We start from the raw sequence: 13847 nt of genomic DNA, 5'->3' as shown, positions 1-13847 counted from the left end.
CTCCTTGGGCGTTGGGGTTGATGCCCATGGGTTGCGTGCGCCGCCTGCCCGGTTCAATCTTTATCGATCGAGCCGATGCCGCGGATGGAACGCGTCACCGCCGGGTCGCCGTGATAGCGCACGTGGCCGACACCGCCGATGCGCACCGCCAGCGTGTTGCTGGCAGCGAGCTGCGCTTCGCCGTTGCCGTCGATGGCCACGTCGGCGCGCTCGCTCGCGAGCCTGGGTGCGGAATAGGTGCCAATGCCGGTGATGGAAAGTTGCTGCGCCGTCACTTTGCCGCCGCCGACCGCGACATCGCCGGCACCGGTGATCCGCACGTCGAGGTTGCGCGCGTTTTCCAGGCGCTCGAGGCGGATCGAGCCGCCGCCTGCCAGCACCAGCGCGAGCGTGTCGCTGCGCAGCGGTCCGATGCTGATCGCACCGGCGGTGCGCGACTCGAAGGCTCGCAAGGTCTGGACGCCAAGCTTCATCCGGATCGGCTGCTGGGTCTCGACCCGGCCGGGCCCAAGGCCGATGAGCAGCCGCCGATCGTGGACCTCGGTCGTGATCTTGCGCAGCACCGCAGGCTCGGCCTCCAGGGTCAGCGACTCGCGTGGGCCCTGTTCGATGCTGACATCGCCGGCGACGGCAAATATGACCTCGTCGAAGTCGGCGACGCTGCGGGTTTCGGTGGCCGCCCGAGCGGGCCCGGAAGGGGTCGCGGCAAGAACCGCGGCGCAGCCGGCGGCAAGGGCCGCCGCCCGGAGCGACGGCGGTACCGGAAAGGCTTGGTTGAACCAGTTCATGACGGGGCTCCAGGCGGTGGCGATGGTGGCCTCAGCGCGGCAGCGCGAGGCTGGGTGAGGGCGGGGCAGGGCGGGCCAGGCAGGTCGTCCCGTTGAGATCGGCGGTGACGATCAAGGCCCTGCCATGGCGGTCGATCGCCACCATCTTTGCACCCTGCCGTGCTTCGGCGTCGAGGGTGACCGGCCCCTCTTCGAACAGTAGGAAGCCGTTCTGCCAGCAGCGGAGTTGATAGGCGGCGAGTGCCTTCCTGCTCGCGGCCCGTGGCGCCGGCGCGACCTGGGGAGCGACACGGTCGTCGCCACCGATTGCGCCGGCGCCTGCGGTCGCGCCGCGGGGCAACTGCAGGAACATGGCGGTCACGGCGACAAGGGCCACCAGGGACACCGCCGCCAGGCGGGCGCCGCGCTGCTTCGGACGATCGGGAAGGAAATCACTTGGCTTGTACATGGAAGTTCTCCTGGGCGAACGTGCCGCCGCTGGCTTTGTCGAAGGCGGCGCGGATCATGTCGAGCGTCACGCCGGGCAGGGGTTCGAAGTCGATGCCGACCAACGCCTGGGGCAATGAAGCCATCACGTCGCGCGGCGTTGCGAAGCAGGAAACGGTCTCGGGCACGCCCTTCGCATTCATCGATAGCCGGAAGCGCATCGGGCCGGGCAACGTGAGCGGCTTGGCCGACGCGATGCGCGAGTCCTGCGCGAACCGGTTGGGGAAGAAGCGTATGACCTTGGCGTCCTCGTCCCGCAGATAGCAGTAGACATGGGCGTCCTGCGACGGCGCCAGGGAGAGGTTGATCGACTCCCCGCGGGCAAACCGCGTCTGCTGGTTCGGGGCCGCCACTGACAGCTTCAGCGGCGTCGCCGGCGATGCGGGGGCTGCCGCGGTCGGTGATCCGAGCGTGGTGGCAAGCGTGCCAGGCGCAACGTAACGTGCCGGTTGCGGCGGACGCTGGATCTTGCTGTGGTCTGCAGCGAGGAAGGCGTTGAAGAATTTATCGTCGAGCACAGCCGCGCGGCTGAGGCCGAGCTGGGCGCGATAGTTGGAAATCGCCTCGTCGATGGCAGGATTGAATTCCCCGTCGATCGGGCCGTCGTAGAACCCGCGGTGGCGCAGCTGGTTCTGGAAGTAGGCGATCAGCTCGATGCGCGTCGCAGCCATGGAACTGTACCAATCCAGCATCTCGAGACGCGTTTCCTCATTCGCTTTCGGGTCGGTAACGCCCAGGCAGGACCAGTAGGGGGTCTTCGTCAGCTTGCCGATGAGCTCCACCACCGCCAGTTCGACCAGCCCGCGCAGCGCCTGCGACTGGCCTTCCGAACGTGCCAGGTTCATGCTGTAGTTGATGCCGAACTTGTGATATGCGGCATCACCGTCGACGCCCTTGCCTTGCTTCATGATCACCACGGAATTGCGTGATGTGACGCCCGGCAGAATCCCCATGTCGCTGGTCGTCAGCACGCTCAGGTCGAGCGCCAGCATGCTGGTGGACGCGTCGTTTGCAACGCCGAGGTTGAGGTACGGGAAGTAGCCAATGCCGAGGTCCTTCTGGTTCTTGATCAGGTTCTCGTCGAATTGGGACACGGAGCCCTTGATGTCGTAGCGCGGAATCGCCTGGTAGACCGCCGTGGTTTGCGCCGCCGAGAGAAAGCTGACCACGTTCAACGTGTCCTTGCCGAACGCGACCAGGCGGACCGCGCGGCTGCGCCGCGACATGTCCGATACCGCCGAGATCAGCATGTCACGCGTTCCGGCGTTCAGCTTTTTCGTTTCGTCATTGATTTCCTCGGTCAGCATCGTCACGTCGTGCACGCCGTAGTCGAGCATCAGCGTGTCCATGCAGCGCAGCGGCTGCGTAAAGCCCGTGATCGAGCGCTGAGGCCGTTGCTCGGGGCCAACGCGGATCTCGGCGGTCTGTTCGATGGTTGTTTGCTTGACCTCGAGCGCCTGGCAGCCCGCGAGTGCTGCGAGTGCGGCAAGCGCTAGCAAGCGCATGATGCGGGGCGGTTTCATGGCATCTCCGATCTGAGGAATTTCAATTCACTGGCAACCGCCGCGGCCGACGATGTTGATGGCATTGGGTGCGAACACGAACACCTCGCGCGGCGCGGCTCCGATGCGCCCGCCGGTGTCGATGTTGCCGATGCTCTGGCTCCCGCAAGTGCCTTGGTTTTGATCCAGGGACTTCCCCTGTTCCTCGGCCTTGCGCTGCTGTGCGCCGATGCGGATCTTCTCCTTCGCGATCTTCGCGCGGAACCGCGAGTCGACCTCCAGCAGTTCCTGCCCCGCGAATGCACTGGCGCATGCGCCCAGCGTGAGGGCGACAAGGACGATGCGGGTGGTGCGAACGAGGGTTGCATTCATGGTGGGTCTCCTTGCTGGAAAACCGCCAGCGCCGTTGGCGCTGGCGGACGAGGGGCGAAAGCGAAGCGCTGGTTACTTGGCGACTCCGATGCTTTGGGCGGCGGTGGACAGGAAGCCGCTTGCGCTGTTGTTCGAGCCGGTGGCGATGACGGTCGCGTTTGTCAGCTTGCCGTTGCCTTGTGCACCGCCGATCTGCTGGCTGGCCGTGGACAGGAAGCCGGATGCGGTGTTGCTTGCACCATTGGCTTGCACGAGCGAGTTGGTGACCGTGCCGTTGCCCTTGGCGAAGCCCACTTCCTGCGTGGCGGTGCTGAGGAAGCCCGAAGCCCTGTTGTTCAGGTTCGTGCCGACAACCGTGCTGTTGGTGATCTGGCCATTGCCCTCGGCGTGGCCGACGCTTTGGTTCGCCGTCGACAGGAAGCCCGAGGCCGAGTTGTTGGCGCCGTTGACGAGCACGGTGCTGTTGGCGATCTTGGAGTTCTGCTCGGACACACCGATGTTCTGGCGCGCCGTGGCCAGGAAGCCGGACGAGTTGTTGTTGGCGTTGGTCGACAGCACCGTGGTGTTGGCAATTTCGCCGGCCATCGCGCCACCGAAGGCGAAACCGAGGGCGATGAGGATGGATGCTTTGCGAACGATTTGCATGATGATCTCCAGAGAGTGATGACAGGGGTTGAGGTCGGGCTTGCCGAATTGCTTGCCTTCCCGCCCATGGGTTGCGGCCAGTCCGGGATCGGTTCAAAGAGTTTTCGGGCGAATGGCGCACGGGGGTAGGATCGCCCGCGATGCCCGACAGCGCGCCGCCTGATCCGCCTCCAAACCCCGCACGCCTGACTGGCTTGCGCGGGGCCTTCGACGCGCTGCGCAATTTGGGGTTGATGGGTCTCGGCTCGACCGCTGCGAGCGACTACGACAGCTTTACGGCCAGTGACGGCCACGTCGTTCCCGTGTGCGTCCTCGGCGGCGGGTCGCCGCTGGTGTTGGTGCATGGATTCGGATGCACGCATCGCGACTGGTTGCCGGTGGCTCGAAGGCTGGCGCGGCGCCATTGCGTGCTCGCCTGGGACGCACGCGGCCATGGCAGTTGCCGGTCGGTGAGCGGCAGCATCACGCTGGCGCGACTGGCGAACGACCTGGCCGAGGCACTCGACCACTTCGGGTTGCAGCGCTCGATCCTGGTCGGGCATTCCATGGGCGCGCTGACGTTGATGCAATACCTGCATCTGCATGGCACGCAGCGGGTGGCTGGGGTGGCGCTGGTCGACCAGTCGCCGCGCATCGTGACGGACGACGGCTGGCGACTCGGGCTGTTCGGCAGCTGCAGCGCGGCGATGCTATCGGGAATGATCGCTGGCGCGCGCCAGGATTTGGCCGGCACGCTGTTGAACGAGGTCGGCGCGCTCGGAGGCGCCTGGCTGCAGCGCCAGCTGAGTGTCGAAGCACCGCTCGGACGGATGCTGCGCCACCGTCTGGGACGCATCGATGTCCGGCCACTGCTCGACCTCGCCGAATCGCTGGCGCTGGCCGACTTCCGCGCTTCGCTGTCACGCCTTGACGCGCCGCTGCTCGTCGTGCTCGGGGCCCGCAGCCCGCACTATGCGGGTGTGCCGCTCGATGGCTGGTATCGCGACACGGTGAAGCACGCGCAGATCTCGATCTACCCGCATGCCGGTCATTCGCCGCATGTCAGTGAGCCGCTGCGCTTCGCGCGCGAACTCGAGCGCTTCATCGACGACCACGCGTGAGCGGCCTGGCTCAGCTGCCGCAGCGCCCCTTGTCGTCCGGCTTGAAGCAGAAGTCAGCGGTCAGGCTCGAGGACTCCCAGGGCACCTGCACGCGGCCGGTATCTTCCGCCACGCCGATACGCACCCGCTTGAAAAGTTGCTCGATCTGCAGCCCCGGCATCGACATGTTGGCCAGCAAGTGACGCGCATAGACGCTGTGCTCGCTGCTGGCGCTGTCGAGCGCCACGCCGTTCGGCGCCGTCGAGAAGGCCACAAGAGTGCCCACGGGCGCATCGAGCGTCGCCAGGCCGCCCGGCGTTGCGCCGCGGAATTTCAGGCGCCGTCCATCGGGGCCCACGATGACGCCGCCGGCGAACGGGTTCACACGGCAGGCATCGAGCACCACGATGTTGGTGCCGGTGCCGATGGCGCTGAGTCGGTCGACGAACTCGCCGACGTCCGCACTTTGCCGCTGAATGTCCTCTTCGGACTGCGGGTTCGCATCGATCGGCACCAGGTAATTGCGTCCTTTCACCTGGACTCCGTGGCCGGCATAGAACACCACGCGAACCGCCGCCTTCGGCGCACGAATCGAAAACTCGCGCAGCGATTCGATCAGTTCCGGCAGTCGCGTGTTCTGGCGCAGGCTCACGTCATAGCCAAGGCCGCGCAGGACCGCCGCGACGGCGACGGCGTCGCCCGGCGGGTTCTTCAGCGGTGCGGCGCGGTAGGCGCCGTTGCCAATCACCAACGCGATGCGCGACCGGGCGTCGTTGGCAGCGATCGGGGCGCCCATGGCGGGACCGAAGGGCAGGGCCGCGGCACCCAATGCACCGCGCAGCAGCACACGACGGGTCAGCAGTGCGGCCATGTCGGCTACTCCCGGGGCGGCACGCCAGGTGCCAGCGCGGCGGCCTGGACGATCGGGGCGGACTTGACCCGCGCGAGCGCCGCCGCTTCGCTGCCGGGCGGCACACGCAGGTAGTAGTCGCCGAGCTGGCCAGGGCCGCCAGCGAGTTCGCCGTGAACCTGGACCATCAGCATGCGGATGTCGGTCTCCTTGGCGTCCGGCGCGAAGCTGATCTTCAGCATCGGGCCCTCTTCGACGCGAACCGCGTGCAGCGCGCGGATTTCGTCGGCGCTGTCGCGAGCGCTGCCGAGCAGATTCACGATCACGCCACTTTGCACTGCCATGACCGCCAGCGCGGCCAGCGCGTAGCTCGGGCGCATGCCGAAGTTGCCGAAAAAGGCGCCGATGCGCTCGGCCAGGGTCGGACGGTCGCCCTGGATCAGGCGCATGGTGCGGGCCAGGCCGATCGTTGCCGGCACGGCCGGGGCGTTTTCCTGGACGCGCGCCTGCAGTGAGCGATACCAGTCCAACTCGCTGCGGGCCTCGGGATGCTGTGCCATGTAGGCGTCGACCCAAGCGCGGTCTTCGGCTCCCAACGAGCCGTTGGCGTACCAGGGAAGGAGTTCTTCGAAGCGTTCTTTCATGATGACCATGCTCCCGTGGCGATGGTCGCGCTAATTCGGCGCGGCAGTGATGAAAAAATTGCGACCATGGTGACCACCAGAATTCTTCGCCTCTCGCGAACCTGTGACTGACCCGACCGTTGTCCCGACTGCGGCGTGCTCACACAATATCAACTTGCGCGACCGACCGCACAGAGACCCCGATCTACCTGCACGGGGCATGCCCGTGTCGGCTCTGGGTTGCATGAGTTCGGCGGACGGTTCAAGTTATTTTCGCCATGGCCAGGCACGCCACAAGTTTCAGGATGCGAGAGCGCCTCTGGCATCGGGGGCACCCCCTTCGCTGCGCAGCAGCGCCTGCAGGCAATTCTTGATCTTTTGGCGGGCGTGGAACAGGCGCGTCTTGACGGTGCCCTCGGGACAGTTCTGTACTTCTGCCACGTCAGCCAGGCTCATGCCCTCGTAGAACACCAGGTGGAGGCATTCGCGATGCTCGTCCGACAGCTTGCCCATGCAATGCTGTACGCCTTCACGCCGTTGCTTGTCAGCCAGCTCCGCGTAGCCGTTCGGCGTGTCGGAGGCAGTGGTCTCGGCGATGTCTTCGAGATCCCCATGCACCTCGTCAGGCCGCCGCGCACGGTAAACCATCAGCGCTTTTCTGCGCGCAATTCCGATGAGCCACGTGGAAAACTGCGAATCGCCGCGAAAGCGGTCGGGGTGGCGCCAGACCTCGTAAAACGAGTCCGCCAGGACTTCCTCGGCTCGCGCGTGGTCGCTCAGCATGTTGAGCACATACGCGTACACCTTGCGGCTGAACGCCTTGTACAGCTGACGGAACGCTGCCTGGTCTTCGCGGCCGATGCGTACCAGCAGCTGGTTGACCTCGTCGTTGTCCATGCGGGCGGGGGCGGTGCGGTGGCGGTGACGAAATATAACGTTTCTGTCCGATTCATAGCGAATCTCTCGGCTGGGGTAACCGGCATCTGCATTTGTGAAGATGACAAGAGCGTTCACGGTGCCGAACTCCCAACATCAACAAATTTCGCTAAGCATCTGTCAGGCATAAGAAAATCGCGTCGTGGTCACTCGCGCGATGTCCGGGCAGGCAAACGACGAGATGGTGGAAGCAGTCATCCTTGGCGGCCAACTTTGCGACATTTGAACTTTGCTGGAATGCGACATAACAACTTTGCCCCACAGGCATCGCCTTGTGAGCCGAGGGCCCCGCAACTATTCGCCTGCGCCGCAAGCCTGCTCGCCCCGCGCCCACCTCAGGCGCCCCGGCGCAGCGAACGACTCTGCTGGGCCCACTGCCGTCTTCCGCCTTCTTGACCTGAAGTTCGGCTCTGCGGTTGCTGCTATTCGCGGGCGCCCGGCGACCTCATGCTGTGACGCCGTTTGGCGCGCGATGACCTGGCTGCCACTTCGCCTGATGCTCCCACGGAGGCTTGCTCGCTTTGGTTGCGCTGGGGCGTTCGGCAGCTGTCGGGGTGCTGTGCGTGCTGGCATGCGTAGGTCAGAATTCGGCCAAGCCGCCTTCTTCCCAATGGCCCCGGCCGGGGATAATCGCGTCCTGATCTCACTTGCCATTGAACCGGCGGTGCCAGGGTCAGTTGCCGGCGACATGGTCCGGATGACGCCGCTCAGTCGCGCGCTTCGCGCAGCCTTTGACGAATCTGGAGGTCTGACATGACACCTGTGTCGCGCTACGCTGCTTCGTCCCGCTGGCTGCACTGGCTGACCGTGCTGGTGCTGCTCGTCAGCATTCCAGTCGGCATCTGGATGGCCTTCTTCGAGCCGGCCGACGAGGCCTTCAAGATGCGGCTGTACAACGTGCACGAGAGCCTGGGCGTGCTGGTGTTCGTGCTGGTGCTGATTCGTATCGTCAATCGCCGCCTCAACCCCCCGCCGCCGCTGCCGGGCGACATGCCGGCATGGATGCGCTATGTCGCTCATGCGAACCATATCGGCCTGTATGCGCTGCTGGTCCTGATGCCGCTGATCGGCTTCCTTGCCACCAACGCTTGGGGCTTCCCCCTTTCGCTTTTCAATGTGTTGCCGATTCCGTCCCCGCTGGGCAAAGACGAGGCACTCGCCAAGGTGCTGTCGTTCCTGCACTTGTGCGGGGCGATCGCGATCGGGCTGCTGATCCTGGGACATCTGGCGGGCGTCGTGCACCATACCTTCATCCGGCGCGACGGGCTGTTGCGCCGCATGCTGTGAAGCCTGCCGCAACGGCTTTGCCAATGAGTGCCGGCCTGCGTTGGCGTCGCGCTGGCTTCGCGGTCGCTGTCGCAGCCACGGTGCTCGGCCTTGTCTGGTTGATGGCTGCGACGCTGTTCGTCGAAAGGGTCGATGCGACGGGCTTGGCGATGCTGCTGGCCTTCGCGGTCACGCTGCCCTGGACGGTGGTCGGCTTCTGGAATGCGGCCATCGGCTTGACGCTGATGGTCGGCAGGCGCAATGCGGCCGCCGTGGTAGCGCCGCATATCCAGGCCGCCGACCCGCAGCAGCGCATCGAGGCATCCACGGCGCTGCTGGCCTGCGTTCGCAACGAGGACACGGGCCGGCTCTCTCACAATCTGGCCTGGATGCTCGAAGGCCTGATCGACAGCGGTCAGGCTGCGGCCTTTCGCCTTTACGTCCTGAGCGACAGCGACGAGCCCGAGACGGTGGCGGCCGAGGCCCGCATGATGTCCCAACTGCAGGCGCGCTTCGGCGCGGCCATCGCGCTGCGCTACCGCCGCCGCGAGCAGCGCAATGGCTTCAAAGCTGGCAACATCTGCGATTTTTGCGAACGCTGGGGCCCACTGCACGACTACGCCATCGTGCTCGACGCCGACAGCCTGATGACGCCACTCGCGATGCTGCGGCTGGTGCGCATCATGCAAGCGCGGCCCGCGATCGGCATCCTGCAGACGCTGGTGACCGGGCTGCCCAGCGCCAGCGCTTTCACGCGCATGTTCCAATTCGGCATGCGGCTGGGCATGCGTTCCTACACACTGGGCGCGGCTAGCTGGCAGGGTGACTGTGGTCCCTATTGGGGCCACAACGCCATCTTGCGTCTGCAACCGTTCATTGCGCACTGCAAGCTGCCGGAGTTGCCCGGCCCGCCGCCGCTCGGCGGCCCGGTGCTGAGCCACGATCAGCTCGAGGCCGTGGTGATGCGGCGCGCTGGATATGAAGTCCGTGTATTGCCGGACGAGGACGGCAGTTGGGAAGAGAACCCGCCGAACCTGCTCGAATTCATCCGGCGCGACTTGCGCTGGTGCCAGGGCAACATGCAATATCTGCAATTGCTCGCGATGCCTGGACTGCGGCCGGTCAGCCGCTGCCAGCTGTTGTTGGCGATCGCGATGTACCTGGGCGCACCAGCCTGGCTTGCCTTCATGGCGCTCGGGCTGTGGCGTGAACAGCCTTTCAGGCCGGAGCTGGGGCTCGCACTGTTCCTCATGATGCTGGGCATGAGCGTGGCGCCCAAGCTCGCCACCCTGGTCGACGTGCTTCTGCGCGGTCCACTGCGTCGGGCCTTTGGCGGCGCACCGCGCATCGCTTGCGGCATCGTGCTCGAATTCGGCTTCTGGGTGCTCACGACGCCGGTGGTGGCCATGGCCGTTACCGGATTCCTGCTCGGACTGCCCTTTGGGCGCCGCGTCGGCTGGGTTGCGCAGCAGCGCGAAGTACGGCGCATCGACTGGCAGGTTGCGTTGCGCGGCCTGTGGCCGCAGACGGCGCTGGGCCTCGTGCTGGCCGGCGTGGTGTTGTCGCGGATGCCGGGCGCGCTCTGGTTCTGGTCGCCCATCCTGGCCGGACTGATCGGATCGATCCCGTTCGCCTGGTTGAGCGCGCACCCGGCGGTCGGCCGCTGGCTGGTGCGTTGGGGCCTGTGTCGCATACCGGAGGAAGCGTCGACGGCTTCTGGGCCGGGGGCGCTGCGCAGCTCGCCGGTACCGGCTTCGGTGGCGACGCCTGCCGTACCGGCGGCGGAATGAAGTACTCGCACGATGCGTCGGCTCCTTGACCAGCTCAATTGGCCAATCAACCCCCGAAGTCATCAGGAGCGAACGGCGGGCTTAGAGCAAGGCGGATGTCCGCCAAGGAGCGCCCGCGGTCTCGCAGGCGGTGGCTGCCATCGGCACAAGCGGTCGTGGTTCTAACGGACGCCGGCAACCAGGCACGCTGCCAACTGCCGCGCGGTTCGCGCGCTGGCCCCCTTGCCGGTGATCGCCAGCGCCCGGGGGTTGGCCAGCATCCGCTCGAACACCGCCCTCACTTCTTCCGCGCGGATGTCGTCGATCATGGCAATCGCTTCGGCCATCGGCGTCACGGTTCCGCTGGCGAAGAGCTCTTCGACGGCTTGCTCCATCATTGCGTAGGTCCGCTCTCCGGCGCGCACACGCGACACGGTCAGCTGGTTCTTCGCCCGCTCCAAGTGCACCGGTTCGCCGAAAGCTCGCCGGGATCGAGCAACGCGTGGTCGCCCGTGACGCCTCCTCGCGCACCCCGACGTTGCCCTTGGCGTGTCAGGGCCCCTGCAGACCGTGGCCTTCATTGATCGCCGGGCCCTGGCCACTGGCATAGCGATAGATCCACTTCAATGCGACCGTCTCTGCGATGCGCTCGGCTGCGTCCTCTGCAGCGCAGAGCTCCTCGGCCAGGCTCATGACGCGCTGGCGGGCAAAGCAATGGACGGTGCCCCCGGTGTCGCAGCCCAAGGCAGCGAGCAGATCTTTGGCTCGGGCCAGATCAGCACGAATGACGTTGACGGGGCGAGGATCGTCTTCCATGTCGTTCTCCTTGTCTGGCACTGAGTTGCAGCAATCTCAGATTAGGTTCTGTGCCAACCGCGAAGATGGTCACGCTCGTCCGCGCTTGGGTCGCTCTCAAGGTCTGGCTGAAGTATTGCGACACCCTGGACACGTTCGGCGTGCACTGCATCGGCGGCATCCTGGGGTCGCTGGGCACTGGATTTTTCGTCAACCCGGCCTTTGGCGGCACCGGCGTCTATGACTACGTGGCCGGCAAGGAGGGGGACTTCGATGCCGAGGCGCAGATGATCGCGCAGTTGCAAGACATCGGCATCACCCTGCTCTGGTCCGCGTTCGTGGCCTTTGTGATCATGACGATCCTGAAGTACACGATCGGCATCCGTGCCAGCGACGAAGATCAGGAACAAGGGCTTGACCTCGCTGATCACGGCGAAAAAGGGGTGATCTCGGTTTTCGTGCATTTTGTGGCGCTTTTCTCCCAGGGCACCGCCGACAGGCGCGGAATTTCGGCCCGGCGCTGCTGGCCATACCGGCGCCTGGCAAGAACCGCCAGAGGGCCATGTGTCCAAATTTCACCTGCGTTTCGTCGGCGCCGACCACCTGCCACGGACACTCTCCGAGTTCGACGTTGCGCGGTTCTTTCACCTCGCCCCGGCTGACGCTCAGGCCATCGGCGAGCGATTTCGGCCGGACCGGCGACTCGGCGTCGCGGTGCAGTTCGTGTTTCTGCGCGCGAGCGGCCGCCCACTCGACCGCTTTGCGGTCGTGCCAAAGACGCTGCTGCAGCAGTTGGCCAAGGAACTTGGCGTCACGCAGACCAGTATTGCTTCCTTGCGCTCGATGTATCGACGCCGGGAAACCCTCTACGATCACCAGCGCTGGGCGCGAGAGCAACTGGGCCTAGGCAATTGCGGTGAGGAGGAACTCGCGGCGCTGAAGACGCAGCTCCGAGTCCAAGCCAATGATGCAGCCTCCATTGACGAGCTTGTCAAAGGTGCCGAGCGGTGGCTCTTCGAGCGACGCACCCTCCTCCCATCGGACCGCGTGTTGCGCGATGCGGCACGCCAGGCGTTTGCTATCGTCGAGCAGTCAGCACTCGAGGTCATCGAGGCCGTGGTGTCTGTATCCGCGCGCATTATCTGCCAGACCATCCTGTGCGAGACGATCGCCGGCACTGAAGGCCAAACTGTTCTGGAGTGGCTAAAGACCCCTGCCGCGCGGCACAGCCCTAGCACCTTGACCGACACGATGGCCAAGGTCCGGATCCTCAAGCGGCTTGGCGCCCATGAGTGGAACCTCGACGGGATTCCGGCAGCTCGCCAAAGCGCCTACGCTCGGGCCATCGTCAATCGCCCGCCATCCGAATCGCGGCGTCGCATAGACCGAACCCAGACGCTGGAAGTCATCTGCTTCCTTCGCGTGACCCTGCTGGAACTCAGCGATACGGTAGTGTTGCTCGCTGGTCGCCGGGTCGGTGACTTGGTGCGCCGTGCAGCCGGCAAGGCGGACGCCAAGCGCGCCGTCGATGCATTGGATTACCGCGCCCGCTTCAAATCGATCAAAGACACGCTCAGAAACTTCGCGCTCACGCCCGAGCAACGGCTGGCAGCCATCGAGCAGATGGTTCCCGATGACATTGACCCATCCACCCACAGCGCCGCCGCAATGATGCGCCGCACGCTGACGGATGAGCCGACTGGCGTTCGCCCGCTGCTCGATGGCCTGCGCGACCTCGAGTTCGAGGGAGACGTTGACCAGCCCGCACTCAAGCAATGGCAAACCTGGCGAGCGCTACGTGAACTAGGTCTGACAGCGCTGCCCGACGGCGAGGAACTGCCGACCGTCAGCGGCGCCTGGCGAGACTTGGTCGCCGATCCCGATCGCCAGCGTGCCTTCAGGGCCTATGAGGCTTGCACGATGACGGCGATGCGCAAGGCGCTGCGCGGCGGCTTCGTGTGGCTCGACCACACAGCGAGTTTCCGCGACCGCGACCGCACGCTGATCCCGACGGCCGACTGGAAACTCCATCATGACCACTACGTCGCGATATTGGGGCAGCCCGCCAATGCGGACGCATTGCTCGATCCACTGCTTGCCAACGCCCGCGCTGGCCTGGTCAGCGTTGCTGACGCGTTGTCGGACGGCAAACTGACCATCGACGCGGCCGGCAACTTGCATCTGCCGGCCCTGGAGGCGCTCGACGGCGAAGTCGTTCCCAAGCGCACCGGCAGAGCGATCTTCGAGACGATCGGCGAGCAACAGTTGCCGGACATCCTGCTCGAACTCGATGTGCGCACGGATTTCAGCGAGGCGTTGTTGGGCCACAAGGCCACGAGTTCCGATGAACTGCTGGCCTGCTATGCCGGTTTGCTGGCACATGGAACGGAGATCGACGCCAAGGGCGTCGCCGCCATGATCCCGACGCTCAGCGTGAGCCAGGTGAGCGCCGCGATGCGGTCACTGGAGGCGTCTGGTCGACTACGCCGCGCAAATGAGCGCGTCGTCGAGTTTCAGCGCACCTTCCCGCTTGCAGCGCTATGGGGCCCCGGCGACAAGGCCTCTGCCGACATGATGTCGTTGGACGCTTCCCAGCACCTGTGGAACGCACGCGTCGATCCGCGGCGTCGTACTTACGCTGCCGGGCTCTACACCCACGTCCTGGATCGCTACGGCATCGTGTACGACCAGCCGATCGTGCTCAATGAACGACAAGCCGGTGCCGCCATCGCTGGC

Annotated in this window: 14 protein-coding genes and 1 pseudogene; 5 read left to right on the top strand and 10 right to left on the bottom strand. The window is 65.4% G+C overall.

The features are described 5' to 3' along the window. Positions 1-53: 53 nt before the first annotated feature. From AC1DYD_RS36500 to AC1DYD_RS36480, 5 genes are all read right to left on the bottom strand, one after another. Positions 54-788: a GIN domain-containing protein gene (locus AC1DYD_RS36500; RefSeq protein WP_478177619.1), complete on the bottom strand. Its 735-nt coding sequence runs from the start codon at positions 786-788 to the stop codon at positions 54-56. 31 nt (positions 789-819) lie between these two features. Beyond that, complete coding sequence (locus tag AC1DYD_RS36495; RefSeq protein WP_478177618.1) at positions 820-1236, bottom strand: hypothetical protein; 417 nt, start codon at positions 1234-1236, stop codon at positions 820-822. Further along, entirely contained in the window at positions 1220-2797 is a 1578-nt protein-coding gene (locus AC1DYD_RS36490; protein ID WP_478177617.1) for a DUF4384 domain-containing protein, read from the bottom strand. The genes AC1DYD_RS36495 and AC1DYD_RS36490 overlap by 17 nt, the downstream gene beginning before the upstream one ends. 27 nt (positions 2798-2824) lie before the next feature. Then, a complete protein-coding gene (locus tag AC1DYD_RS36485; protein WP_478177616.1) occupies positions 2825-3148 on the bottom strand; it encodes a hypothetical protein in 324 nt (107 codons plus the stop codon). 72 nt (positions 3149-3220) lie between these two features. After that, positions 3221-3793, bottom strand: a complete 573-nt coding sequence (locus tag AC1DYD_RS36480) for a hypothetical protein (RefSeq protein ID WP_478177615.1) — start codon at positions 3791-3793, stop codon at positions 3221-3223. A 140-nt stretch (positions 3794-3933) separates the two neighbouring features. Here AC1DYD_RS36480 and AC1DYD_RS36475 point away from each other — a divergent pair, with 140 nt between their 5' ends. Next, positions 3934-4893, top strand: coding sequence for an alpha/beta fold hydrolase (locus AC1DYD_RS36475; RefSeq protein ID WP_478177614.1), 960 nt, complete (start codon positions 3934-3936; stop codon positions 4891-4893). Between the two features lie 10 nt (positions 4894-4903). On the opposite strand, the gene AC1DYD_RS36470 is transcribed toward AC1DYD_RS36475, so the two are convergent. The 3 genes from AC1DYD_RS36470 to AC1DYD_RS36460 form a co-directional block, all read right to left on the bottom strand. Further along, positions 4904-5743, bottom strand: a complete 840-nt coding sequence (locus tag AC1DYD_RS36470) for a caspase family protein (RefSeq protein WP_478177613.1) — start codon at positions 5741-5743, stop codon at positions 4904-4906. Between the two features lie 5 nt (positions 5744-5748). Continuing rightward, positions 5749-6366, bottom strand: a complete 618-nt coding sequence (locus tag AC1DYD_RS36465; protein ID WP_478177612.1) for an anti-sigma factor family protein — start codon at positions 6364-6366, stop codon at positions 5749-5751. A gap of 279 nt (positions 6367-6645) precedes the next feature. Further along, the gene (locus AC1DYD_RS36460; protein ID WP_478177611.1) at positions 6646-7359 is read right to left on the bottom strand and encodes an RNA polymerase sigma factor; all 714 of its coding nucleotides are present in this window, start codon (positions 7357-7359) and stop codon (positions 6646-6648) included. Between the two features lie 675 nt (positions 7360-8034). Between AC1DYD_RS36460 and AC1DYD_RS36455 the strand changes: the two genes are divergently transcribed. Both AC1DYD_RS36455 and mdoH read left to right on the top strand, forming a co-directional pair. Then, the gene (locus tag AC1DYD_RS36455; protein ID WP_478177610.1) at positions 8035-8568 is read left to right on the top strand and encodes a cytochrome b; all 534 of its coding nucleotides are present in this window, start codon (positions 8035-8037) and stop codon (positions 8566-8568) included. A 23-nt stretch (positions 8569-8591) separates the two neighbouring features. Then, positions 8592-10337, top strand: a complete 1746-nt coding sequence (gene mdoH / locus AC1DYD_RS36450) for a glucans biosynthesis glucosyltransferase MdoH (protein ID WP_478177609.1) — start codon at positions 8592-8594, stop codon at positions 10335-10337. Positions 10338-10498: 161 nt separating this feature from the next. On the opposite strand, the pseudogene AC1DYD_RS36445 reads toward mdoH, so the two are convergent. Further along, positions 10499-10792: pseudogene (locus tag AC1DYD_RS36445) on the bottom strand (insulinase family protein); the annotation flags it as partial. A 76-nt stretch (positions 10793-10868) separates the two neighbouring features. Beyond that, complete coding sequence (locus tag AC1DYD_RS36440) at positions 10869-11132, bottom strand: hypothetical protein (RefSeq protein WP_478177608.1); 264 nt, start codon at positions 11130-11132, stop codon at positions 10869-10871. Between the two features lie 65 nt (positions 11133-11197). Between AC1DYD_RS36440 and AC1DYD_RS36435 the strand changes: the two genes are divergently transcribed. Both AC1DYD_RS36435 and AC1DYD_RS36430 read left to right on the top strand, forming a co-directional pair. Then, positions 11198-11773, top strand: coding sequence for a hypothetical protein (locus AC1DYD_RS36435; RefSeq protein ID WP_478177607.1), 576 nt, complete (start codon positions 11198-11200; stop codon positions 11771-11773). Then, the coding region (locus tag AC1DYD_RS36430; RefSeq protein ID WP_478177606.1) for a Tn3 family transposase at positions 11676-13847 on the top strand (2172 nt) is incomplete at its 3' end. The genes AC1DYD_RS36435 and AC1DYD_RS36430, both read left to right, overlap by 98 nt.

Source organism: Variovorax sp. P4_B11, from assembly GCF_056402355.1.
This window is presented reverse-complemented; position numbering and strand designations above follow the sequence as displayed.